Here is a 22,124-nt window from a genome sequence, read left to right on the forward strand (position 1 = left end):
AATAGTAATAGAAAAGACGACCGTCTATGCCCGGTCGTCTTTTCTTATTTTTGATTTGATTGCAAAGCTTCTTTTAACTCCTCAAACTTCTCATTTAATTGATCTGTCATCATTTTCATAGCGGTTTTTCGATCTATTTGTTTCCCAGCCTCAATTTGAATTGGATCTCCAAAAATCAATTGTGCCTTTTTCCCCTTTATTAATTCTTTTACACTTGATGGACCAACATAAGCTGCTGGTACTAACGGAACATTAGAACGCATCGCAATTGTCACAGCACCCGCTTTTAATGAAACATCTTCCGCTGATCTTGTTCCACTCGGAAAAATCCCTACTACCTTTCCTTCTTTTAATAAACGTGATGGAATTTTAAGTGTACTTGGTCCTGGATTCGCACGATCTACAGGGAATGCATTTACATTTTTAAAGAACCAATTTTTGAATTTCCCTTCAAATAATTCTTTTTTGGCCATGTAATGAATTTGAGTTGGATACATCCCTGTAGCTAACATTAATACATCCATAAAACTTGTATGTGTACATGCAACAACATACGGTCCACCTTCTGGTAGCTTTTCTCTTCCTTGCACTTCTACTTTCCCAGCTGTTTTAAATATATATTTCAACAAAAATGTAATTGGTTTATACATTTATTTCGTTCCTTTCTAAACATCCGAAGTATAATCATATTCTTATAATAATTATAACACTAAGTTTTAGGAGTTGGTAATAAAATTAAGGATGAATTGTTAAATTTCAATTCTTACAAAAGTGTAATTTTCTTGTAAGCTAATTCGATAGTTACTTCTTACTATATTTCATACAATTAAGTCAGAAACAGGGCAACAATTATTCGAAAAGGAGTGGATCAATATGATGAACAAAATGAAAACGAACAATTTCTTAAATACAATGGGCATGGTATTATCGGCTCTTTTCGATGCAAAAGCTGTTGCTTCTACATTAAACAAGTAAGGAGAATGTATTATGAATAACATTGCTTTTAACAAATTAGATTTTTTAGGATTAGCTAGCGGCTCTCTTCTTCTTACTGCTTTCATTTACGCTGCTACGCTTGTATAACTTTGTGTCCCCTTTCCCCTTTATATAGAAAAAGACGACCGTCTATGCCCGGTCGTCTTTTTAATTTTTTCTTTCTTTCAATTCTTTTAAAAGCTGTATCAGCTCAGCTTGTTGTTTTATCTTTTTACGACCATTTCGATTAATTGCTGCAAGCTCACAGGCAACTCCGACGGCGAAGAAAAACAATAAACTTTCTAACATGTGAAATCCTCCATTTGCCTATTAAACAGCTTGACGTAATTGCTCTTCTTGTAAAACTCTCTTATTTATATTTTCTTCTTTTCTCTGACAAACGTTATTGCGAATAAGCGCTGCAATAACAAGTACAGTCCCTATAATATCAAACATTGTGATCTGATACCCTTGCATCATCATAATAACTAAAGTCGTAATTGGTACAAAATTAATAAATAAAATCCCATTAATGGATGATAAAATTTTCACACCATAGTTCCAAGCAAGTAGCGCTACAATACCTGGCAATGTCATCATAAATAACAAATCGTACTTCACAATAGAAATCGTTCCCATACCAGGAACTGAAACATATCCAAGCGACGTAATAATTACCGTTATAATTCCTGTAACAGTCGTACCGAATACACACGTCAACGTAGAATAACGTAATGTTGACCAATCACTACACGTTTGACCACCCATCGTATAAATAACCCAGCCTACAACACCAATAAATATAAATGCTAATGAGAACATATTATCTTTCAATGTTACAAAGAAACTCATGTCACCTTTTGTAATAACAAACACAGCTCCTACAAAAGCAATAACCATACTCGTTATCATATACTTCTTCGGTTTTATATGCTTATATCCCCATAAAATACAAATAGAAATCATCGGCATAAGTGATTCCATAATGGAAGCTACCATTACACCCGACTTACCCATTAACATTTGCCCTAAAAATATGAGGACATTATATACTGTAAATGCCATCGTTCCAAAAAAGACGAGTAACTTTCCTCTTCCCTCTAAACGAAATGCCTGTTTTCCTTCTTTCATTAACAACAATACAATCAGCATTATCGCCACTGCTCCATAACGAATAAGCGAAAAATAAAATGGATCTATGTATTCTAGCGCATGATCAGCAACTGGAAACATCGCTCCCCATGACATACTCGCAATTAAACACGCTAAAGCCCCTAATATCATTTGACCTCTTCTCACCGCAATCCCCCGTTTCTTTCTATTTGCACAAAGAGAATTGTAAAAGAAAAAATATATCACGTAAAATGATTCAAAATGATGTTAACTATCATTTATAATGATAGTTAACATCAAGGGGGATTACAAAATGGAATTACGAGACTTACAAATCTTTAAAAGCGTTGCCGACCAGGGTAGTGTAAGTAGCGCAGCAAAGGAATTAAATTATGTACAATCAAATGTAACTGCACGTATTAAACAACTAGAAAACGAATTAAAAACCCCACTCTTCTACCGCCATAAACGAGGAATGACTTTAACAGCTGAAGGAAGAAAAATGCTCGTTTATGTTAGTAAAATTTTGCAAGATGTCGACGAACTAAAACAAGTATTTTTAGATAGCGAAACACCCTCCGGTATATTAAAAATCGGTACAGTCGAAACAGTAAGTACACTGCCTACCATTTTATCTTCTTACTATAAAAGCTATCCGAATGTCGATTTATCATTACAAGCGGGTCTAACAGAAGAATTAATTAGAGAAGTACTTGATCATCAATTAGATGGTGCCTTTATATCAGGTCCTATTAAACATCCACTAATCGAACAATACGATGTTAGTACAGAAAAATTAATGCTTGTAACACAAAATAAAGCTTTTCATATAGAAGAATTTACAACAACGCCTCTACTCGTTTTTAACCAAGGATGCGGATACCGTTCCAAACTAGAACGATGGCTGAAAGACGAAGGTTTGCTACCAAAAAGAATTATGGAATTCAATATATTAGAGACAATATTAAACAGCGTTGCACTCGGCCTCGGAATTACACTCGTACCACAGTCTGCTGTCCATCATCTTTCTAAAGCAGGTAAGGTGCATTGTCATGCAATTCCTGAAAAATACGGCAGTATTTCAACGGTTTTCATACGCCGCAAAGATAGCTATATGACGAATTCAATGCGTAGTTTTTTAAAAACAATTGAAGAACATCATCATATCAATATGCTGTGAAAGACATTCTTACATGAATGTCTTTTTTTCTTACAAAAGTGTAAGTCTTTCGTAAGCTAATTCGATAGTTGCAAGTGGACATATTTCCTATAATTAAGACATAAGCAGGGCAACTACAATTCGAAAAGGAGCGGATACGCATGATGAACAATATGAAATCAAATAAATTTTTAAATACAATGGGCATGGTGCTATCCGCACTTGTCGATGCAAAAGCTGTTGCAACTACATTAAACAAATAAGGAGAGATTATAATGAACAACATTACTTTCAACAAATCAGACTTTATCGGACTTGCAAGTGGAGCTACTCTTCTTACGGCTTTCATTTATACACTTGCTCAAGGTCTTGTTTAACACTTTGTTTCCCCGAACCCCTTTATATATAGAAAAAGCTGCTCGTCTTATAGACAAGCAGCTTTTTAGTTTGTTTCATATATTATTTGACCTGTTTTCGTAATATCATATCCGCCAATTGCATTTAATTCATTATGAAATTCTTCCGATTGCAGAATGTCTTTCACGACTTCAATCAGCTCTTCATTTTCTTTATTCTTCAAAATTACTAAATCATACTGTTCTTTCATGATTGGAATAAAGTCCACATTTACAATTTGCGAAAACTTTTCTGAACCTACTCCTACATCAGCTTTTCCATTTGCAACTCGCGTGGCAACACCCAGATGATTCGATTCTTCCCATTCATATCCACTAATATCAGCTTTATTTAATTTTTGGATTCGTAATTGTTCATCCACTAACACTCTAATACCAGAACCCTTTTCTCGATTTACAAACTTTATAGTGGATCCAGATATGTCGGCCCATGTCTTTATTTTCTTCGGATTTCCTTTTTGGACATAAAATCCTACATTTCTGGACAATAAATTAATCATAATACATGGCTGGCCTACTAAAATGCGTTTTACATAAGGAACATTATATGTACCCGTTTCACCATCAAACAAATGCAAACTAACGATACTTCCTTCTCCTTGATACATTTTCACTAAACTTGTTAAGCTACCTTGATACGCCCTTAAAACATTAGAACTTGGCAAACGATTTTCTATACGTTTAGCTAACATATCTAACGTTAGTTCTTGACCACTAATAATACACGTGTTCAAGATACTACTACCATCGTTTTTTACAGGAGTAACTTGTACCTTTCCTGTTTTCATTTGTTTTATATATTGATCTAAATCTGCTGCATCAATGCGCATCTGTCTACCAACTCTATAAGAAGGAAGTTCTCCTTTTTTAATTAAGTCGTATACAGTTAATTTTGATACTTTTAATCGCTTTGCTACTTCTTCCGTTGTGTAGGAATGATGATCCATAGACGATTCCTCACTTTCTTCTTTCATTGTAACAAAGAAAAGAATATTTCTCCTATTTTTTAAAAATAGATATATGTTCAAATTATATTCAATTATAACTAGTTATATTTAGTTATATTTAGTTATAATTAGATGTGTCAAAACGAAAGGGGATTTTTTTATGAATAAATTTACATTACGTTCGATTGGGGCACTTATACTTTCTTTCCTTCTTATATTTAGCGCTGCTTGTACAAGTGGAGAAAAGCATACAAAGTCAGCTGCTAAAGAGGATAAAACAGTTGAACTGACTATCTCAGCTGCTGCAAGCTTACAAGATGCATTAAAAGAAATTGAAAAACAATATAAAGAAAAAGAACCAAATATTAAACTTTCTTTTAACTTCGGTGCTTCTGGAGCACTTCAACAACAAATTGAACAAGGTGCACCTGCTGATTTATTCTTCTCTGCTGCAGAAGATAAATTCCAAATCCTTGTAAAAAAAGGATTCATTAATGAAAAGGAAGGGAAAAATCTTCTTGGAAATGAACTAGTTCTAGTCATCCCTAAAGATAGTTCTCTTACAAAATTTCAAGATTTAAAAGATGAGAAAATCAAAAAAATCGCACTTGGTACACCTGAATCTGTACCTGCTGGCAAATATGCAAAGGCCTCTCTAACACACGAAAACCTTTGGAATGATGTTCAAAATAAAGTCGTATTTACAAAAGATGTTCGCCAAGTGTTAACATATGTAGAAACAGGGAATGTCGATGCTGGTATCGTATACAAAACAGATGCTCTCATTTCAGATAAAGTAAAGATTGGTGAGACAGCAGCAGCTACTTCTCATGAGCCAATCCACTATCCTTTAGGTGTTATAAAAGAATCTAAACATAAGAAAGAGGCGAATTCATTTTATGAGTATTTGCAGTCAAAAGATGCACAATCTATCTTTAAGAAATATGGATTTACAGTCCTGTCGTAATTACTATGAGCATTGATGCTATTATATCGCCTGTCTTTCTATCTTTAAGAGTAGCTGCGTGTGCCACTATTCTCGTTACAATTTTAGGGACGATTGTCGGACGAGCACTAGCTCGCTCCTCATGGCGATATAAAGTACTATTAGAAACCATATTTTTATTACCAATGGTACTTCCACCAACTGTTATCGGCTTCTTTCTCATTATCATCTTTGGAAACAACAGCCCGATCGGAAGGTGGGTTGAATCATTATTTCAGCAGTCTATTATGTTCACATCTACCGCTGCGATCATCGCTTCTACAGTTGTTGCATTTCCACTTATGTACCAATCAGCGAAAACGGGATTTTCTATCGCAAATGTACAAATTGAAGAAAGTGCTCGTGACCTTGGCGCAAGTGAATATCAAGTTTTTCTGCACGTTACACTTCCGCTCGCATTTCCTGCATTACTAAGCGGGATGATTTTGAGCTTTGTCCGCGCGCTCGGTGAGTTTGGTGCTACACTCATGTTTGCCGGGAATATCCCTGGTAAAACACAGACAATCCCGACTGCAATTTACATGGCCATTGACGCAAGTAATATGCAACTCGCCTGGACACTTGTGGTTATCACTATTAGTATGTCACTCCTATTTCTGCTATGTATTCAGCTTATTAACAAAAGAATTACTAACCCTTAAAGCAGCTTTTTTGGAAGCTGCTTCTTTATTTCTTAGGAAATAAAATATACCACCGGGAAATAACTGAATTTTACCTCTTATTTAAATATACATTTTATTTGAATTCACTTTCTAAAATAGGCAATTTCCTGTTATTATATGGAGGTGTTTCAAAAAATGAAGAAATGAAAACGCATTTATATCATGAATTCTTCATCCTGTTTTAGCGATCGGTAATCTTCTACTCTATTAGTGGGGCATTACCGATCGTTAGAACGATATGTAACTATATTGGTATAGCAAACCGAAGGGAGTCTTGTAATGGACATTTTATTAGCGCTTCTTCCTGCAATTGCATGGGGAAACATCTTATTAGTAAGCGTAAAAATGGGCGGTGGTGCATATAGCCAAACGGTAGGTATGACAATCGGTGCTCTATTCTTCGCAACAATTATGTATGTATTTACTCAACCAGCTTTAACAATGACAGTCTTAATTGTTGGATTTATTTCAGGTTTATTCTGGGCTTTAGGACAAGTAAACCAATTAAAAACAGTTGAAAAACTAGGTGTTTCAACTACCGTAACAATTTCTACTGGTATGCAACTTGTTGCAACTTCTATCTTTGGGGTTATCGCTTTCCGTGAGTGGACTACTACTACAACGATTATTCTGGGAACGATTGCAATCCTATTAATCGTAGTTGGTGTTGTATTCACATCACTAGATGATAAAGAAAATGCTCAGCCACCAGGACAATTGAAAAAAGGACTTCTTACTTTAATTGTTTCTACTTTCGGCTATCTTGTATATGTAATTATTATTCGTTGGTATAATATCGATGGTTGGTCTGCTATTTTACCACAAGCAGTTGGTATGTTTGTTGGTGCGGTTGTACTGACATCTAAACATAAACCATTTAACAAATATGCAATCCGTAATGCTTTATCTGGTTTACTATGGGGAACTGGAAACTTATTCTTACTTCTTTCATTACCACGTGTTGGAGTAGCAACAAGCTTCCCATTATCTCAAACTGGAATCGTTATCTCAACATTCGGTGCGATTGTATTCTTAGGTGAAAAGAAAACAAAACGTCAATTGATCTTTATTGCACTAGGTAGTGTTTTAATTATCGGCGGCGCTGTATTACTTGGTATGACAAAAGCTTAATCTTATATTCTATTAGTAAACCCCTGAAGCATATATGCTTCAGGGGTTTTTTAATTCTAATTATTTTCTAGATATAATTATTTGTATGTTCTTGCCCCTTATAATTGCTCTTCCACTCTAGCAAACCAGCTACACATATAAAGAGATTAATAATAGCTAATATTAGCATGACGTATAAACCAGTAGAAATATAAATTACAATGCTAACTACGTTATATAAAATCCATAAATGCCAGTTTTCTAATATTTTTCGACTTAACATAAATTGAGCCACTAGTCCCAATACGGCATTTAAAGCGTCTAAATATGGACTTGTTGAATCTAAATAACGGACTTGATAATAACCCCAACCAATCCAAGCAACTAAAATAAAACTTATATAAAAAGTCCACCCTTTCAAATCTAAACGAACTGTTGCTTTTACTTCTCCCTCCCCACTTTGTGCAATCCAATAATACCAACCATATACATTAAATATAAATTGAAAAGCGGCTAATACTGCCATTGCATATAAACCTTGTGTAATAAAAATGTATAGAAATACCGCAACAGTAATCATGCCAAATAAAAAGTTGGATACTTTTTCTCTCGCTAATAACCAAACATTAATGATTCCCATAATTGATGCGAAAATTTCAATATAACTCGATTGAATATACAATCCAACTAATACACAAATAATACTAGAAACAAGTAAAAAAAGTGGACTTCTAACCATATTTATCTCTCCCTAGATGTGTAATAAATTCCCTATCACCAGTATCAGGAATAGCCCTTTCCTTTACCATGAATTTCCTCCTTCTCATTATCCATTCCATCTACGGTAAGTCTTTTCTTTTTACAAAATTCTCTTAAAGATGATATCGTTTTTATAACATATCTCTACTAGAAAGGAATAAAGGATATGCCTAACAAACATCGAATTTTATTTATTGGTGCTGGTCGTATGGCAGAAGCTATATTTTCCGGATTACTTAAAACAAGCAAAGAATACATCGAAGAAATTATCATCTCTAACCGAAGCAACGTAGAAAAGTTAGAACAATTACAAAGGCGATATAATGTGTCTATTACAACGGATTGGAAGCAGCATATTACATCTGTCGATACGGTTGTTTTAGCAATGCCACCTTCTGCTCATGAAGAATTATTAGCTGAGCTATCTCCGTTAATATCAAATCAACTTGTCGTAACAGTAGCAGCTGGCATTGGATCATCTTATTTAGAAGCTAGACTCCCAAAAGGCACACCTGTTGCTTGGATTATGCCTAATACAGCTGCTGAAATTGGAAAGTCTATCTCCTTATATACAATAGGACAATCAGTAACCGAGATGCATCAAGAAACCCTGCAACTGCTTTTAAGAGGTATTGGTACTTCGCAACTTTGTACTGAGGAAGAAGTTCATCAGCTTACTGCAGTTACTGGAAGTGCACCAGCCTTCCTTTATTACTTTGCTGAAAGCTTAATTGAAGCAACAAAAAGTTATGGAGTCGATGAAGAAACCGCAAAACATCTTGTCATTCAAATGATTTCTGGCTCTGCTTCTATGCTCGAGCAAACGCAAAATCCAGCTAACCTCCGCGAACAAGTAACAACGCCAGGTGGTTCTACAGCTGAGGGTCTCAAAACTTTATACGAATATAATTTTTCAGAGGCAATTCAAAAAGCAGTAGAAGCAACAAACAAAAAAGCTAGGGGGAAATAATATGATTTTAACAAGTTTAAAAGATTATACAACATTACATAACGGTGTAAAAATGCCTTGGTTTGGTTTAGGTGTTTTTAAAGTAGAAGATGGTTCAGAAGTAATTGATTCTGTAAAAGCAGCAATTAAAAATGGCTACCGCAGCATCGATACTGCAGCAATCTATCAAAATGAAGAAGGCGTTGGACAAGCGATTCGTGAATCCGGTGTTTCACGTGAAGAATTATTTATTACCTCAAAAGTATGGAATAGTGATCAAGGATATGAAACAACACTTCAAGCATTTGAAACTACATTAGAGAAATTAGGTCTAGAATATTTAGATTTATATTTAGTACATTGGCCTGTAAAAGGGAAATATACTGAATCATGGAAAGCATTAGAAAAACTTTATAAAGATGGCCGTGTTCGCGCTATCGGTGTGAGTAATTTCCACATTCACCACTTACAAGACGTATTTGAAATTGCTGAAATTAAGCCAATGGTCAACCAAGTGGAATATCACCCACGTTTAGCACAAGAAGAGCTACATGCATTCTGTAAAGAACATAATATCCAGCTTGAAGCTTGGTCACCATTAATGCAAGGACAACTACTAGATAATCCAACGTTACAAGAAATTGCGACAAAATATAATAAATCAACTGCGCAAATTATTTTACGCTGGGATTTACAAAACGAAGTTGTAACAATCCCTAAATCAATTAAAGAACATCGCATTATTGAAAATACAAACATCTTCGACTTTGAATTAAGTGCTGATGATATGAAAGCAATTCAAGCTTTAAATGAAGATCGTCGCGTTGGTCCAGATCCAGATAACTTTAACTTCTAGTAGAAAAACCACTGCCATATGCAGTGGTTTTTCTGTTTAAGAAAACTGAAAATTTAAACTATATTCCATTTGGTTGACACTTCATTATTCAAGGTGTAAGATTTTGAATTATCAAAGAAACACAAAAATTAATAAAATTTATTCGTTTACTCATTGTATCAAGAGAGGTGGAGGGACTGGCCCTTTGAAACCTCGGCAGCAGGTTCATTTTGAATACTGTGCCACTTCCTGCAAGCTTTATGCTTGAAAGATAGAATGAGGGACTTCGTTTATATACGGGTGCATAACTTGTACGTAAAAATCCCTCTTTCTCAATATGAAAAGAGGGATTTTTTATTTTTCATTTCCCTCATCATCATCCAAACTTAATTATTTAGGAGGAAAATCAAATGAAAAAGAAGTTTGTACCCGGTATTGCATCAGTTGTAGGAGTAAGTATTTTATTAACTGGTTGCGGTAGTTATAAAAACGAAGCAAGCGGAGCAAATGCAAAAGACGAGGCACCTAGTAAACAGGTTTTAAACTTATCTTCACCTACTGAAATACGAACAATGGATACGGCTCGTGCTACAGATACTGATTCTGGTCAAGTAATGAGAAACGTATTTGAAGGTTTGTATAATCTTGGTGAAGGTAACAAACCTGTTCCTGGTGTTGCAAAATCTCATGAAGTAAGTGGCGATAAAACGAAATACACATTCCATTTGCGAGATTCAAAATGGTCAAACGGCACTCCTGTTACAGCGAAAGATTTTGTGTTCGCTTGGCAACGTGCCGTAGATCCAGCAACAGCCTCTGAATATGCATTTCTATTCTTTGATATTAAAAATGCAACAAAAATTAACAACAAAGAACTTCCAGCCGACCAACTTGGTGTAAAAGCAGTTGATGACCATACGTTTGAGGTAGAATTGGAGCGTCCTGTTCCGTATTTTATTAGCTTAACAGCGTTCCCAACATTTCTACCAATTAACGAGGAATTCTTTAAAGCACAAGGTGATAAGTACGCTTTAGAAGATAATACAATCTTGTACAATGGAGCTTTTACACTAAGCGATTGGAAGCACGAACAAAGCTTTAAATTTAAGAAGAACCCTACTTATTGGGATAAAGATACTGTCAAACTAGAAGAAATCAATTTTAACGTCGTAAAAGAAAAATCAACAGAAGTAAATTTATTCGAGTCAAAACAATTAGATCGTATAAAACTAACATCTGACTTCGTTGATAAATATAAAAAAGATGCTAACTTTAAAGAACGTCCAAATGTAGGCGTACAATTTTTACGCATGAATCAACAAAACAAAGTACTTCAAAACGTTTCTGCACGCCAAGCAATCGATCAAACAATTGATAGAAAATCCTTTGTAAATACGTTATTAAATGATGGCTCTACACCAACATTTGGTCTCGTTCCAAAAAACTTTGCAAAAGGACCTGAAGGAAAAGACTTCCGTACTGCAAACGGCGATTTAACAAAAGTTGATACAAAATCTGCACAAGAATTATGGAAAAATGCTAAACAAGAGCTTGGTTCTGAAAAGATAACATTAGAATTATTAACGAGTGATGCTGACCTTGATAAGAAAACTGGTGAATTCTTAAAAGGGCAACTAGAAAAGAATCTAGATGGATTAACAGTAAATATAAAACCGCAACCGCGTAAGCAACAAGTTTCGCTTTTATTAAAAGGTGACTACGAAATCGGAATTGACGGCTGGAGCCCTGACTTTGCGGATCCAATTACATTCCTTGAGCTATTTACAACGAATAACCCTTATAACTTAGATCATTACTCTAATAAGGAATTCGATGAAACAATAGCAAAAGTGAAAACAACTTTAGCTGGTGATGAAAAAGCTCGCTGGGAAGCATTACTAGAATCCGAGAAAATATTATTTAAAGACTCTGTTATCGCTCCTCTTTACCAAAAAGGCGAGTCTTATTTAGAACGTTCTTATGTGAAAGGAATTGTGCAAGTAGACTTTGCGGGTCAATTAAACTTCAAGTGGGCAAAAATTGAAAAATAAAGTAAAACCGTAATAAGTGGGGGTTCTTCATCCCCACTTATTATTAGCCCACACCAATTGTTTTTTTAGCAAAATATATTAAAAGTAGGTTCTCTCACACAAAAGAATCTACTTTTTTAATATATTATTCTAAGAAATTAACATTCTATTTTTATTATTGACATATAGTTCTTTCCAGTGTTAATATTCTAAATAATCAAAGAAACAAAATATTTCACCATCAAAATATAATGTCTACTAAGTTGAAACATATAACGATAGATTATAGCTCAACATGTATATACATATAGAACACCTGATTACCTATAAACAAATATTTATAATAGGTTCTATCTCCTTCTATAGCTACTTCAAGACATGGACATTATGACGTTACGAACAACACATTTAGGGAGGAATGAACAATGAAGAAAAAAGTTGTACCTGTTGTTGCATCTGTTTTAGGGGCAAGTCTATTACTAACTGCTTGCGGGGGAAATAAAGATAATGCCGGCGGAGCGAAAGCAAACGATAAAGTACCTGATAAACAAGCGATTAACTTATCATTCGCTTCAGAAATTCCAACAATGGATGTTGCAAAAGCAACGGATGGGGAATCCATGAATGTAATGCGCAATGTTTTTGAAGGCTTATATGCAATGGGAGAAGATAATAAACCGATTCCTGGTGTTGCTGAGTCGGTTGACATTAGTCCCGATAAAACAAAATATACATTCCATCTGCGTGATTCAAAATGGTCAAACGGTACTCCTGTTACAGCAAAGGACTTCGTCTTTGCTTGGCAACGTGCCGTAAATCCTGATACAGCAGCTGAATACGCATTCTTATTCTTCGATGTACAGAATGCGAAACAAATAAACCAAAAACAATTACCAATTGATCAACTAGGGGTCAAAGCTGTTGATGACAAAACGTTAGAAGTACAACTAGACCGTCCTGTTCCTTACTTCTTAAGCTTAACGACATTCTCAACATTCTTGCCAATTAATGAAGAGTACTTAAAGTCTCAGGGCGATAAATACGGTTTAGAAACAAATCATTTAATTTACAACGGTGCTTTCACATTAGATAACTGGAAACACGAACAAAGTTTCCAATTGAAGAAAAACCCTAACTATTGGGATGCTAAAACGGTAAAATTAGAAGAAATCAACTTCAATGTCGTTAAAGATAAGTCTACAGAAGTGAACTTATATGATTCAGGACAAATTGATCGCGTTGCTTTAACTGCAGAGTTTGTTGATAAATATAAGAGCGATCCAAACTTCAAGGAACGCGCTGAAGTCGGCATTCAATTCTTACGACTAAATCAGAAAAATGAAACATTAAAAAATCAACATGCACGCCTTGCTATTAACGGCGCAATGAATAAAAAGGCTTACGTAGAAACAATTTTAAATAACGGTGCTATTCCAGCTGAAGGAATGGTTCCTGCGAAATTTGCAAAGAGTCCAGAAGGCAATGACTTCCGTAAAGAAAATGGAAATCTAGTCAAGGATGATGTGAAAACAGCGAAAGAAAACTGGAAAAAAGCAAAACAAGAACTTGGTACTGACAAAGTAACAATCGAACTATTAACAAGTGACAATGCTTTAGCTAAAAAGACTGGTGAATATTTAAAAGGTGAATTAGAAAAAAACCTAGATGGATTAACAGTGAATTTAAAACCACAACCACGTAAACAACAGTTGAAACTACTATTAAGTGGTGACTATGAAATTGGTATTGACGGCTGGGGCCCTGACTTCGCTGATCCAATTACATTCTTAGATTTATTTACAACAGATAGTGCTTATAACTTCGATAAATACTCTAACAAAGAGTACGATGAGCTAATTCATAAAGTGAAAACAGATTTAGCTGGCGATGAAAAAGCACGCTTTGAAGCAATGAAGCAAGCTGAAAAAATTCTATTACAAGACGGCGCTGTCGCTCCTTTATACCAACAAGGTCGTTCTTACTTACAACGCTCTTTCATTAAAGGACTTGTAACGACTGACTTCGGCGGTGAATTTAACTACAAGTGGACAGAAGTTGCAAAATAACAAAAGTAAAAAGGTATCCTACGAAGGATACCTTTTTACTTTTATACAACTTTAACTACAGAGCTTCTTCTTCCCTTTATCATTCCTTTTATAGCTAAAATCTTCACTGCTACTAATTGTGTAACCAATACAATAACTAATAATGAAATAATATTTCTCTCTAAACTAACTCCTCCGAATATTATTGTATAATAGCCATTTGCTGCATATGTTACTTGAAATGGTTTGATACGTTTTAGAAAGCATTTCAGTACCTCCCTCACAACTTCAATTTACCATATACATACAAATCATTTTTGATTTAAATTGCGGATGAGCCCTTGTGACTGCAGGATAATAATTTATTTTCAACACATACATAATTACATGTTTTTGGGAAAAACTTGTATAGAACGAATTTACATAAGGAGGAATTTATAATGAGAATTCTACTATCAGTTTTATTAGCTCTTATGCTAGTACCTGCATTAACAGGATGTAAAGCGCCTGCAAAAGAAGACACAACTTCTAATAAAAAGACGACTGAAGAAGCAAAAAATGAGGCTCCTGCAGATTTAAAACTAAACTTTAATGAATTTAGTTTAGATGCAGACTATCAAGATACGAAGAAAGACTACGAAGCTGATTATAAAAATGTAGCCGCTGATAAGAAAATGGAAGCAAAGCTTGAAGACCATAAAACAAATGCAAAGTTTACAGGTGACGAGGCTATTACAAAATTAAGCCCACTTCTACAAGAATTAAAATTTGATAAAGATACTGCTGACCAAGAAGTAATCGATCAAGTAGTGAACGTGTTCAAACTTGATAAAGACTACCAAAAATTCGATTTAGAAGTTGTCTTCTCTGATGGAACGAAAAAAGAATATAAAAGAGAAATAAAATAAAGAAGTAGGCAATTGCCTACTTCTTTATTTTTTAATTTTTGCGTATCTTAGTTCTGGACTAGAACCGATAATGAACTGAACACCAGATACTGATGGTTTTTGTAAATATGAAGCACTTGGGAAAATAATTGGGATTAATGGTGAATCTGTAAACATAATATCTTCCGCTTTATGCAATAAGTCAAAACGCTTATCTTCGTTTTGTTCAACTTTTGCTTCTTTTACTAAAGCGTCAAATTCTTTATTATGCCATTTTGCATAGTTATTCGGACCATCACCTGCATATAAATCTAGTTTAGTAATTGGATCTAATAAAGAGCCGCCCCATCCCATATAAGCTAATTGGAAATCACTTTGCTTGTATGTGTCGATGTAACTCTTCCACTCTTTATTTTCTAATTTAATATCTACGCCAAGATTTTTCTTAAACATTTCTTGCATTGCTTCTGCTACTTTTTTATGTTGTGTATCTGTAGTGAATTTTAATGTTACTTCAGGTAATGTAGACCACCCTTGTTCTTTCATACCTTCTTCTAATAATTTTTTCGCTTCTGATGGATCAAATTTAACGTAATCACCTTTTTCTTTACGGAAATCACGACCACTTTGTGTTTTTGCTCCTTCTGGAACGAATGCATATGCTTCTTGCGCATTATTTTTATACAGTTTTTCAACGATAAATTTACGATCAACCGCTAATGAAAATGCTTTACGTACTTTCGCATTTGTAAACGGCTCTTTTTCTACGTTAAACGAATAAATATAAGATGAGAATCCTGCAACACGCTTATATTCTTTATTTCCTTTTTCTTTTTCAATCATCTCTTGTGGTAAACCACTTAGTAAATCTAATTCTTTTGATTTAAATAATTGATACGCTGTTTTAGAGTCTGGAATAATACGAAACTCAATTTCTTTTAATGTTACCTTTTTATCGTAGTATTCTTTATTTTTTTGTACTGTAATAGCCTGGTTATGCTTCCATTCTTTTAATGTGAATGGTCCGTTCGTAATTAACTCTTTTGGATCTGTTTTTAATTTATTATTATCATCAATTGATTTTTTAGATAATGGAATGAATAATGAACTTGCCAATTTTTGTTTAATAGAAGACACTGGGTGCTCAAGTGTTACCTTTAATGTTTGAGGATCAATGACTTGAATGCCAACTTGTCCTTCTTCACCTTTTCCAGTATTGTATGCCTCTGCCCCTTTAATAAAATACATTTCTGTTGCATTCATAGAACCCGTTTTCGGATTTAATAATCGCTTCCATGCAAATTCAAAATCATTTGCTGTAATAGCAGAACCATCTGACCATTTAATATCTTTCTTTAAATGAATTGTATACTCAGTTCCATCAGCATTTACTTCTTCTTTCTCTGCTAATTCATTTTGATATTTCCCATCACTATCTTGCGTATATAAGCTTGAGAATAAATGTCCAATTACATAACCTGAAGTACTATCTGTCGCAATAGCGGAATCAAGTGTATATGGATCGCTACCAATATTCGTTACTAATCGATCTCCTTCTCCCTTACCAGCACTCGCCTTTTGCGTCTCTTTCTTACCGCAAGCGACAGAAGTAATTGCTAAAACAGTCATAATGACAAACAGTAAAAACTTCTTCATCCTACATTCTCCTTTAACCCGAAATTTTTGGTGTTGATGCTAACAATGTTTTTGTATAAGAATGTTGTGGATTACGGAAGACTTCGTCCGTATTTCCAAATTCAACAAGTTCTCCTTTGTATAAGACAGCTACTTTTTCACATAAATAGTGAACCATCGGTAAATCGTGCGCGATGAATAAATATGTATAACCTTGTTCTTTTTGGATTTTTTGCAGCAGATGTACAATTTGAATTTGCAATGAAACATCTAATGCTGAAATTGGTTCATCAAGAATTAATACTTCTGGCTCACACAATAACGCTCTTGCAATAGCAATTCGTTGACGTTGTCCTCCGCTAAATTCGTGCGGATAGCGATCAATATATCGTCTATCTAATCCCACACGTTCTAGCGCATCACCTGCTACTTTATCCTTTAATCCTTTATCACCTAAACCGAATGAAATATAACCTTCCGTTACGCTATCGTGTACTTTCCAGCGCGGATTTAACGCTGCTGTGGAATCTTGAAAAATAAACTGTACTTTCTGTAAGAAATCACGTTTATGAGCTGCCTTCAACTTGTGAACAACTTGACCGTTATAATCAATTTCACCAGACGTTGGGCTCTCGATCCCAGCTATGAGCTTACCAAGTGTTGTTTTTCCTGAACCACTTTCACCAATAATGCCAAGTGTTGTTCCTTTCGGAATAGAAAGTGATATGTCTTTTAACGCTGTGATTTCTTTACTTTTACTTCCATACGTTTTCGTTACTTGCTTTATAGTAATTAAATCTGTCGTCATGAGGCATTCACCTTCTCTTTTGATTTTGCTTTATTATGCTCTAGAACATGTTGCCAACAATGTGAACTATGCTCCTTAGAATATGTGGTTCTCTCTGGAAAACGATGAATACATTCTTTTATCGCTACTGGACAACGATTTACAAAAGGACAACCAAAGCTATTTAATGTTTCAATGGAAGGTGTCGTTCCTTCTATAGCACGTAATACCTTTTCAGAATCATCCATATTCGGAATTGCTTGTAGTAAGCTTTTTGTGTATGGATGTTTAGGGGAACCTATCACTTCCTCTATCGTTCCTTTTTCAACGACACGTCCCCCGTACATAACAACTACTCGATCAGCTACTTCACGTACAAGTGCCAAATCATGTGTAATTAATAAAATACTCGTATTTTGTTTTTCTTTTCTTTCTTTTAATAGCCCCATAATTTGTTTCTGAATCGTTACATCTAACGCTGTTGTCGGCTCGTCTGCAATTACAAGCTTTGGATGACAAGCAAACGCAATTGCTAAACAAATACGCTGCCTCATACCTCCGCTTAATTGATGTGGGTACTGTTCAAAGCGTTTCTCTGCTTCATGTATCCCTAAACCTGTTAACAAGTTAATCGCAATTTCCTTCGCTTCTCTTTTCGATTTTTTCCCATGTTGCAAAACTACTTCTGTAATTTGTTTGCCTACCTTCATCGTTGGGTTTAAAGATGAAAGCGGATCTTGAAATATAAAGGAAATATCTTTTCCGCGAATTTGATTCCATTCTGACTCTTGTAAATTCGTTAATTCCTTTGCTTGGAAAGCTATATTCCCATCATCGATATGAATTGATTCTTGATTCAAGCCGATAATGGATTGTGCTGTGACACTTTTTCCCGAACCACTTTCTCCTACAAGCGCAACTATTTCACCTTCGCTAATAGAAAAGGAAACATGCTTCACAATTGCTTGTTTACTATTCTCTTTTTCAACGGCTAACGTTACGTTTTCTAAAGATAAGATTTGTGCCATGTTTTTTCTCCTTTCGATTCCGTTTGACGATTTTTGGATCAATCGCATCTTGCAAACCATCACCAATTGCATTAAATGCGAACATAATGAGAGCAATCATGATTGCTGGGAAGAATAGCTGCCACCATTCTCCGCTCAATAATGTCCCAAGTGCATCATTCGTCATCGTCCCCCAGCTTGCTGCCGGTGATTGCACTCCTAGTCCGATAAAGCTTAAAAATGATTCTGAGAAAATAGCTGCTGGAATTGTAAATGATAAATTTACGATAATAATGCCTGTTAAGTTCGGAATTAAATGCCCGTATATAATTTTCATATGTGATGTACCTAATCGCTCCGCTGCAATAACAAACTCTCTTTGTTTTAAAGATAAAACTTGCGCCCTAACGAGACGTGCCATACCAATCCATCCTGTTAATGCAAGGGCGATGATAATGGTAAAAAGACCTGGTTTCATAACAATTAATAATAAAATAACAATCAATAAATACGGGATACCGTATAACACTTCGATTCCTCGTATAATCCACTCATCAATTAATGTCCCAAAGCGATTGCGCCCTCTCACATATCCACTAAATCCTCCAATTAGCACACCAAGTCCTATATCAAGAGCAGCTGCCACTAATCCAACTGTTAATGAAATTTTCCCGCCAGCCCAAGTACGTGCCCATATATCTCTTCCCAAATCATCTGTTCCGAACCAATGCTCACTACTAGGTGGTAAGTTTGTGGCCTCTTTTACTTGTTCACTCGCAGTAAATGGCGTTAAACTTTCACCAACAAGCGAGAAAACAATAATGAGTAATAACGTCACTGATCCTAAAACTGCGATTGGATTCGATACAAACTTACGAAACACTTCTTTCTTTCGGCTAATCTTTTGCTGATCTTTATTTATCGTTAATTCTTTTTTCTCTTCATTTGTTAATATCTGGTCATTAATTTCATAAGCTCCCATCTAAATACCCTCCTCCTTACGTAATAGAACGAATACGTGGATCAACAATGCGATGAATAATATCTGTAATGAAAATACAAGCAATTAATAATGCACTATAGAAAATCGTTGTTCCCATAATCACCGGATAGTCTCGGTTAAAAATACTATCTACAAAATATTTTCCTAGGCCAGGAATTGAAAAGATTTTTTCAATAACGAAAGTCCCTGTTAAGAGTCCAGCCATTAACGGTCCAACAAATGTAAGTACTGGAACAATCGCATTTCGAAGAGCGTGTCTTATAATAATCTTCTTAATTGGTATACCTTTTGCTCTTGCTAGCTTAATATAATCACTCTGCAGTACTTCGATCATATTAGAACGAACAAACCTTGTAATAACTGCGATTGGCCCTAACGCTAATGCAAAGGATGGCAATACCGTATGTTCGAATGTTCCCCAAGAGGCTACTGGTAAAAACTCAAATTGGATAGCGAATACTTGTATAAATAGTGGTGCTAAAATAAAACTTGGAATAGAAATACCTAAAATTGCGAGCAAACTCACACTATAGTCAATTACTCTCCCATGATATAGAGCAGCAAATGTCCCTACCGCAATTCCTACTAACAATGAAATAACAAGTGCTTGTAGACCAATAATTGCTGATGGACCAAAGCCAGTTGTTATAATTTCTGATACACCTTGCCCGGTTGATTGAACAGATTCACCAAAATCAAAATGAACTACACCGTCTAAATAAGCAACATATTGATTCCATAACGGTTCATCAAGGTGATACTTCGCTCTCATGTTTTGGATCACTTCTTCAGGAAAGATTTTTGCATCTGATGAAAATGGATCTCCCGGAATAATATGCATAATTAGAAATGTCACTGTCGTAATAACCCATAGTGTGAACACCATAACCGATAATTTTTTAATTACATACACTTCAATAACCCCCTAAACACATGAATTTACTTTGTTTTATGAATGTACTTTTTCCATTACTCCCTTTTCTCTTTTTAGAATACAAAAAGCCTTGATCTTAAAAAATAAGATCAAGGCTTAACAAACAAAGGCCCATCACTTATCTTTCAAGACTTGCTTGCTGGAATTAGCACGGTGTTCCTATTACAGAACCCGCTGCTGAGGTGTCATAGGGCCAGTCCCTCTACCTCTCTGGATAAGTAAATTGCTATATTATTATTTGGTTCAAATTGTATATTTCGAATTATAATTCTGAAAAATTGAAAAGTCAATTGAATTGGATAAATTTAGAAAAATCAGTTTTTAATTCTTTTATCGAAATTACAGTTTTCTGCTTATCATAACAAGAAATGATGTTAAAGGAGTTATAAGATGGATCCCTTACTTCTTGCTACTATAGGATTATCCTTAACTATCGTTATACTTGTCATCATCGGCTTCTATAAACTCTTTATTAAAAAGAAACGTATCACTTCTTTCTTATACCCCTTTCGATAATATTACCGGGCAAACTATTTCCGAATTTCACGAAGAACAGAAAATATTAGTATCTGAGGATGAAGACGGAGATGGTAAGAAGAAAAAATAACCTTGCACAGGCAAGGTTATTTTTTCGTTTCTGCTTGAAAACGTTTATAGTATGTCGATGCTGTTGCAAAATTAATTTCTATATCACGAATCAACGATGAATCTTCTTCTTTAGCTAACTTCTGTAATTTTTTCATCGCTTGTTCTGATTCATTCAAGAAACCAACATATACCTCATGTTCTTGCTCTTTCGACTTCGGAACACGAATTTCTTTACGTATATGATCAATATCTTCTAACATGCTCGTTGTTACCTTTTGCACGTCTTCTTTATATGTAGCATTCGTTATTTCCTTACCGCCCTTTTCTTTTGCCACTTCAAATAACTGGAGTGCTTTATTAATTTCTTTATTCATTTTTATATCGTATTTTTCATGTACTGCAAGGTATTCTTTCATCTCTTCTGTTTGTTCAGTAGATTGCTCTACCTTTTCTTTCGGTTCTTTCGTATCTTTATTTCCATTACATCCTGCTAGAAGGATCATACTTCCCATTACAGCAATACCCAAAACCTTCTTCATCTCTTCTTCTCCTTTTATCTACAGCTATTACTCGTTATAGTTTCTTTTATCTCCACTTGTTATTATACCGAGAACTCCCTACTTTTTACACTTAAGACGACATCGTAATATATATACCAACATGTTTGTCACAGTATCGTCACTTTATACAAATAACTTTTGCAATGCTTTACTACATCACCTTACAAAACTGTAAGCACACATAAAGAACAAACCATGCTAGACTTACATATGCATAACGCAAACATATGTAAGGTTTTAAGGAGAATCATCTATGTACAACACAATGCCTTTTATGGGAGAAGATATTCGTGTCCTTATTCGCGAAAAATCACTTCATATCGAAAATACAGAGAGCCTTCGCCGCGTATTAAAGAAGAAGCATGCTCCATTTAAGTTAGCTCAATATTTAAAACAACAACATACAAATCAATTTCATACCGTGCTAAATATATCGGATAAATCATTAACAATCGAAATCATCGGTCATGTCTACATTGGAAACTTTGCAGATACCTTAAAGGAAATCCCACGTATACCGAAGATTGCTCCTATTATCGTTAAAAAAGCGTATAAAATTACTGACCATACCGATATTATCGACTGTGGGGAAAAAGAAGTCGATAGTAATCGCTGGGTGTGGGATAAACTTGCTGTTTTATATGATACGATCATGAATAATATGTATGAGGTATTTCAAAGAAATGAAAAAAAGAACTGATTCAAACATTCCCTTTG

23 protein-coding genes, 2 pseudogenes and 2 riboswitches are annotated in these 22,124 nt (G+C 34.9%); of the genes and pseudogenes, 13 read left to right on the top strand and 12 right to left on the bottom strand.

Translation table 11 applies throughout. The features are described 5' to 3' along the window. Positions 1–44 precede the first annotated feature (44 nt). Positions 45–650, bottom strand: coding sequence for a lysophospholipid acyltransferase family protein (locus AC1Q51_RS26285; protein WP_090978573.1), 606 nt, complete (start codon positions 648–650; stop codon positions 45–47). A gap of 337 nt (positions 651–987) precedes the next feature. Between AC1Q51_RS26285 and AC1Q51_RS26290 the strand changes: the two genes are divergently transcribed. Continuing rightward, positions 988–1,083: a DUF3948 family protein gene (locus AC1Q51_RS26290; RefSeq protein ID WP_001059387.1), complete on the top strand. Its 96-nt coding sequence runs from the start codon at positions 988–990 to the stop codon at positions 1,081–1,083. Positions 1,084–1,143: 60 nt separating this feature from the next. Here AC1Q51_RS26290 and AC1Q51_RS26295 read toward each other — a convergent pair whose 3' ends face one another. Continuing rightward, on the bottom strand, positions 1,144–1,284 hold the full coding sequence (locus AC1Q51_RS26295; RefSeq protein WP_000894065.1) for a YrzO family protein: 141 nt from the start codon (positions 1,282–1,284) through the stop codon (positions 1,144–1,146). A gap of 21 nt (positions 1,285–1,305) precedes the next feature. Further along, positions 1,306–2,274: a DMT family transporter gene (locus tag AC1Q51_RS26300; protein WP_142316442.1), complete on the bottom strand. Its 969-nt coding sequence runs from the start codon at positions 2,272–2,274 to the stop codon at positions 1,306–1,308. 127 nt (positions 2,275–2,401) lie between these two features. Between AC1Q51_RS26300 and AC1Q51_RS26305 the strand changes: the two genes are divergently transcribed. Both AC1Q51_RS26305 and AC1Q51_RS26310 read left to right on the top strand, forming a co-directional pair. Further along, entirely contained in the window at positions 2,402–3,268 is an 867-nt protein-coding gene (locus AC1Q51_RS26305; protein WP_023520844.1) for a LysR family transcriptional regulator, read from the top strand. 254 nt (positions 3,269–3,522) lie between these two features. Beyond that, positions 3,523–3,624 (top strand): DUF3948 family protein, encoded by a 102-nt coding sequence (locus AC1Q51_RS26310; protein WP_001060018.1) that lies wholly within the window; start codon positions 3,523–3,525, stop codon positions 3,622–3,624. 65 nt (positions 3,625–3,689) lie between these two features. Here the strand turns inward: AC1Q51_RS26310 and AC1Q51_RS26315 are convergent, their stop codons facing one another. After that, entirely contained in the window at positions 3,690–4,610 is a 921-nt protein-coding gene (locus AC1Q51_RS26315) for a substrate-binding domain-containing protein (RefSeq protein ID WP_139213340.1), read from the bottom strand. 160 nt (positions 4,611–4,770) lie between these two features. On the opposite strand from AC1Q51_RS26315, the gene modA reads away from it, so the two are divergent. From modA to AC1Q51_RS26330, 3 genes are all read left to right on the top strand, one after another. Further along, positions 4,771–5,577, top strand: coding sequence for a molybdate ABC transporter substrate-binding protein (modA, locus tag AC1Q51_RS26320; RefSeq protein WP_016513343.1), 807 nt, complete (start codon positions 4,771–4,773; stop codon positions 5,575–5,577). A 5-nt stretch (positions 5,578–5,582) separates the two neighbouring features. Next, positions 5,583–6,257 (top strand): molybdate ABC transporter permease subunit, encoded by a 675-nt coding sequence (modB, locus tag AC1Q51_RS26325; protein WP_002152004.1) that lies wholly within the window; start codon positions 5,583–5,585, stop codon positions 6,255–6,257. A 300-nt stretch (positions 6,258–6,557) separates the two neighbouring features. Next, entirely contained in the window at positions 6,558–7,409 is an 852-nt protein-coding gene (locus AC1Q51_RS26330) for a GRP family sugar transporter (protein ID WP_000353546.1), read from the top strand. Between the two features lie 67 nt (positions 7,410–7,476). Here the strand turns inward: AC1Q51_RS26330 and pnuC are convergent, their stop codons facing one another. Then, entirely contained in the window at positions 7,477–8,127 is a 651-nt protein-coding gene (gene pnuC / locus AC1Q51_RS26335; RefSeq protein ID WP_053565424.1) for a nicotinamide riboside transporter PnuC, read from the bottom strand. 186 nt (positions 8,128–8,313) lie between these two features. Between pnuC and proC the strand changes: the two genes are divergently transcribed. From proC to AC1Q51_RS26355, 4 genes are all read left to right on the top strand, one after another. Further along, a complete protein-coding gene (proC, locus tag AC1Q51_RS26340; RefSeq protein WP_090978577.1) occupies positions 8,314–9,117 on the top strand; it encodes a pyrroline-5-carboxylate reductase in 804 nt (267 codons plus the stop codon). A 1-nt stretch (position 9,118) separates the two neighbouring features. Next, positions 9,119–9,952, top strand: a complete 834-nt coding sequence (locus tag AC1Q51_RS26345; protein WP_097925009.1) for an aldo/keto reductase — start codon at positions 9,119–9,121, stop codon at positions 9,950–9,952. Positions 9,953–10,104: 152 nt separating this feature from the next. Next, positions 10,105–10,209: riboswitch (SAM riboswitch) on the top strand. A gap of 132 nt (positions 10,210–10,341) precedes the next feature. Then, positions 10,342–11,982 (top strand): peptide ABC transporter substrate-binding protein, encoded by a 1,641-nt coding sequence (locus AC1Q51_RS26350; protein WP_090978581.1) that lies wholly within the window; start codon positions 10,342–10,344, stop codon positions 11,980–11,982. Positions 11,983–12,386: 404 nt separating this feature from the next. Beyond that, positions 12,387–14,027, top strand: a complete 1,641-nt coding sequence (locus AC1Q51_RS26355) for a peptide ABC transporter substrate-binding protein (RefSeq protein WP_000731063.1) — start codon at positions 12,387–12,389, stop codon at positions 14,025–14,027. Between the two features lie 41 nt (positions 14,028–14,068). Here the strand turns inward: AC1Q51_RS26355 and AC1Q51_RS26360 are convergent. Continuing rightward, positions 14,069–14,273: pseudogene (locus tag AC1Q51_RS26360) on the bottom strand (hypothetical protein). 173 nt (positions 14,274–14,446) lie between these two features. On the opposite strand from AC1Q51_RS26360, the gene AC1Q51_RS26365 reads away from it, so the two are divergent. Next, a complete protein-coding gene (locus AC1Q51_RS26365) occupies positions 14,447–14,914 on the top strand; it encodes a YusW family protein (RefSeq protein WP_053565429.1) in 468 nt (155 codons plus the stop codon). A 24-nt stretch (positions 14,915–14,938) separates the two neighbouring features. Here the strand turns inward: AC1Q51_RS26365 and AC1Q51_RS26370 are convergent, their stop codons facing one another. The 5 genes from AC1Q51_RS26370 to AC1Q51_RS26390 are packed head-to-tail and all read right to left on the bottom strand — an operon-like array spanning position 14,939 to position 20,238. Next, positions 14,939–16,549, bottom strand: a complete 1,611-nt coding sequence (locus tag AC1Q51_RS26370) for a peptide ABC transporter substrate-binding protein (protein ID WP_090978583.1) — start codon at positions 16,547–16,549, stop codon at positions 14,939–14,941. A gap of 13 nt (positions 16,550–16,562) precedes the next feature. Next, positions 16,563–17,336 carry an ABC transporter ATP-binding protein gene (locus AC1Q51_RS26375; RefSeq protein WP_000205645.1) on the bottom strand — a complete coding sequence of 258 codons (774 nt, stop codon included), beginning with the start codon at positions 17,334–17,336 and terminating at the stop codon, positions 16,563–16,565. Continuing rightward, on the bottom strand, positions 17,333–18,343 hold the full coding sequence (locus AC1Q51_RS26380; RefSeq protein WP_090978586.1) for an ABC transporter ATP-binding protein: 1,011 nt from the start codon (positions 18,341–18,343) through the stop codon (positions 17,333–17,335). The genes AC1Q51_RS26375 and AC1Q51_RS26380 overlap by 4 nt, the downstream gene beginning before the upstream one ends. Then, entirely contained in the window at positions 18,300–19,304 is a 1,005-nt protein-coding gene (locus tag AC1Q51_RS26385; RefSeq protein ID WP_071713799.1) for an ABC transporter permease, read from the bottom strand. The genes AC1Q51_RS26380 and AC1Q51_RS26385 overlap by 44 nt, the downstream gene beginning before the upstream one ends. A gap of 16 nt (positions 19,305–19,320) precedes the next feature. Continuing rightward, positions 19,321–20,238 carry an ABC transporter permease gene (locus tag AC1Q51_RS26390; RefSeq protein ID WP_097925012.1) on the bottom strand — a complete coding sequence of 306 codons (918 nt, stop codon included), beginning with the start codon at positions 20,236–20,238 and terminating at the stop codon, positions 19,321–19,323. A 136-nt stretch (positions 20,239–20,374) separates the two neighbouring features. Continuing rightward, positions 20,375–20,480: riboswitch (SAM riboswitch) on the bottom strand. Between the two features lie 169 nt (positions 20,481–20,649). Here AC1Q51_RS26390 and AC1Q51_RS26395 point away from each other — a divergent pair. After that, positions 20,650–20,866 (top strand): annotated as a pseudogene (locus tag AC1Q51_RS26395) (DUF3951 domain-containing protein). Positions 20,867–20,882: 16 nt separating this feature from the next. On the opposite strand, the gene AC1Q51_RS26400 reads toward AC1Q51_RS26395, so the two are convergent. Continuing rightward, positions 20,883–21,386: a hypothetical protein gene (locus AC1Q51_RS26400; protein WP_000756523.1), complete on the bottom strand. Its 504-nt coding sequence runs from the start codon at positions 21,384–21,386 to the stop codon at positions 20,883–20,885. Positions 21,387–21,660: 274 nt separating this feature from the next. On the opposite strand from AC1Q51_RS26400, the gene AC1Q51_RS26405 reads away from it, so the two are divergent. After that, positions 21,661–22,107, top strand: coding sequence for a hypothetical protein (locus tag AC1Q51_RS26405; RefSeq protein ID WP_000282869.1), 447 nt, complete (start codon positions 21,661–21,663; stop codon positions 22,105–22,107). The last annotated feature ends 17 nt before the right edge of the window (positions 22,108–22,124 follow it).

It is taken from the genome of Bacillus sp. MT94, assembly GCF_058792475.1.

Coding starts and splice junctions, on each gene's coding strand:
- proC (WP_090978577.1), top strand. CDS start 8,314: ATGCCTAACAAACATCGAATTTTATTTATTGGTGCTGGTCGTATGGCA.
- AC1Q51_RS26345 (WP_097925009.1), top strand. CDS start 9,119: ATGATTTTAACAAGTTTAAAAGATTATACAACATTACATAACGGTGTA.
- AC1Q51_RS26330 (WP_000353546.1), top strand. CDS start 6,558: ATGGACATTTTATTAGCGCTTCTTCCTGCAATTGCATGGGGAAACATC.
- modA (WP_016513343.1), top strand. CDS start 4,771: ATGAATAAATTTACATTACGTTCGATTGGGGCACTTATACTTTCTTTC.
- AC1Q51_RS26290 (WP_001059387.1), top strand. CDS start 988: ATGAATAACATTGCTTTTAACAAATTAGATTTTTTAGGATTAGCTAGC.
- AC1Q51_RS26405 (WP_000282869.1), top strand. CDS start 21,661: ATGTACAACACAATGCCTTTTATGGGAGAAGATATTCGTGTCCTTATT.
- AC1Q51_RS26375 (WP_000205645.1), bottom strand. CDS start 17,336: ATGACGACAGATTTAATTACTATAAAGCAAGTAACGAAAACGTATGGA.
- AC1Q51_RS26400 (WP_000756523.1), bottom strand. CDS start 21,386: ATGAAGAAGGTTTTGGGTATTGCTGTAATGGGAAGTATGATCCTTCTA.
- AC1Q51_RS26350 (WP_090978581.1), top strand. CDS start 10,342: ATGAAAAAGAAGTTTGTACCCGGTATTGCATCAGTTGTAGGAGTAAGT.
- AC1Q51_RS26315 (WP_139213340.1), bottom strand. CDS start 4,610: ATGGATCATCATTCCTACACAACGGAAGAAGTAGCAAAGCGATTAAAA.
- AC1Q51_RS26365 (WP_053565429.1), top strand. CDS start 14,447: ATGAGAATTCTACTATCAGTTTTATTAGCTCTTATGCTAGTACCTGCA.
- AC1Q51_RS26310 (WP_001060018.1), top strand. CDS start 3,523: ATGAACAACATTACTTTCAACAAATCAGACTTTATCGGACTTGCAAGT.
- AC1Q51_RS26380 (WP_090978586.1), bottom strand. CDS start 18,343: ATGGCACAAATCTTATCTTTAGAAAACGTAACGTTAGCCGTTGAAAAA.
- AC1Q51_RS26295 (WP_000894065.1), bottom strand. CDS start 1,284: ATGTTAGAAAGTTTATTGTTTTTCTTCGCCGTCGGAGTTGCCTGTGAG.
- AC1Q51_RS26305 (WP_023520844.1), top strand. CDS start 2,402: ATGGAATTACGAGACTTACAAATCTTTAAAAGCGTTGCCGACCAGGGT.
- AC1Q51_RS26385 (WP_071713799.1), bottom strand. CDS start 19,304: ATGGGAGCTTATGAAATTAATGACCAGATATTAACAAATGAAGAGAAA.
- AC1Q51_RS26355 (WP_000731063.1), top strand. CDS start 12,387: ATGAAGAAAAAAGTTGTACCTGTTGTTGCATCTGTTTTAGGGGCAAGT.
- modB (WP_002152004.1), top strand. CDS start 5,583: ATGAGCATTGATGCTATTATATCGCCTGTCTTTCTATCTTTAAGAGTA.
- AC1Q51_RS26285 (WP_090978573.1), bottom strand. CDS start 650: ATGTATAAACCAATTACATTTTTGTTGAAATATATATTTAAAACAGCT.
- pnuC (WP_053565424.1), bottom strand. CDS start 8,127: ATGGTTAGAAGTCCACTTTTTTTACTTGTTTCTAGTATTATTTGTGTA.
- AC1Q51_RS26370 (WP_090978583.1), bottom strand. CDS start 16,549: ATGAAGAAGTTTTTACTGTTTGTCATTATGACTGTTTTAGCAATTACT.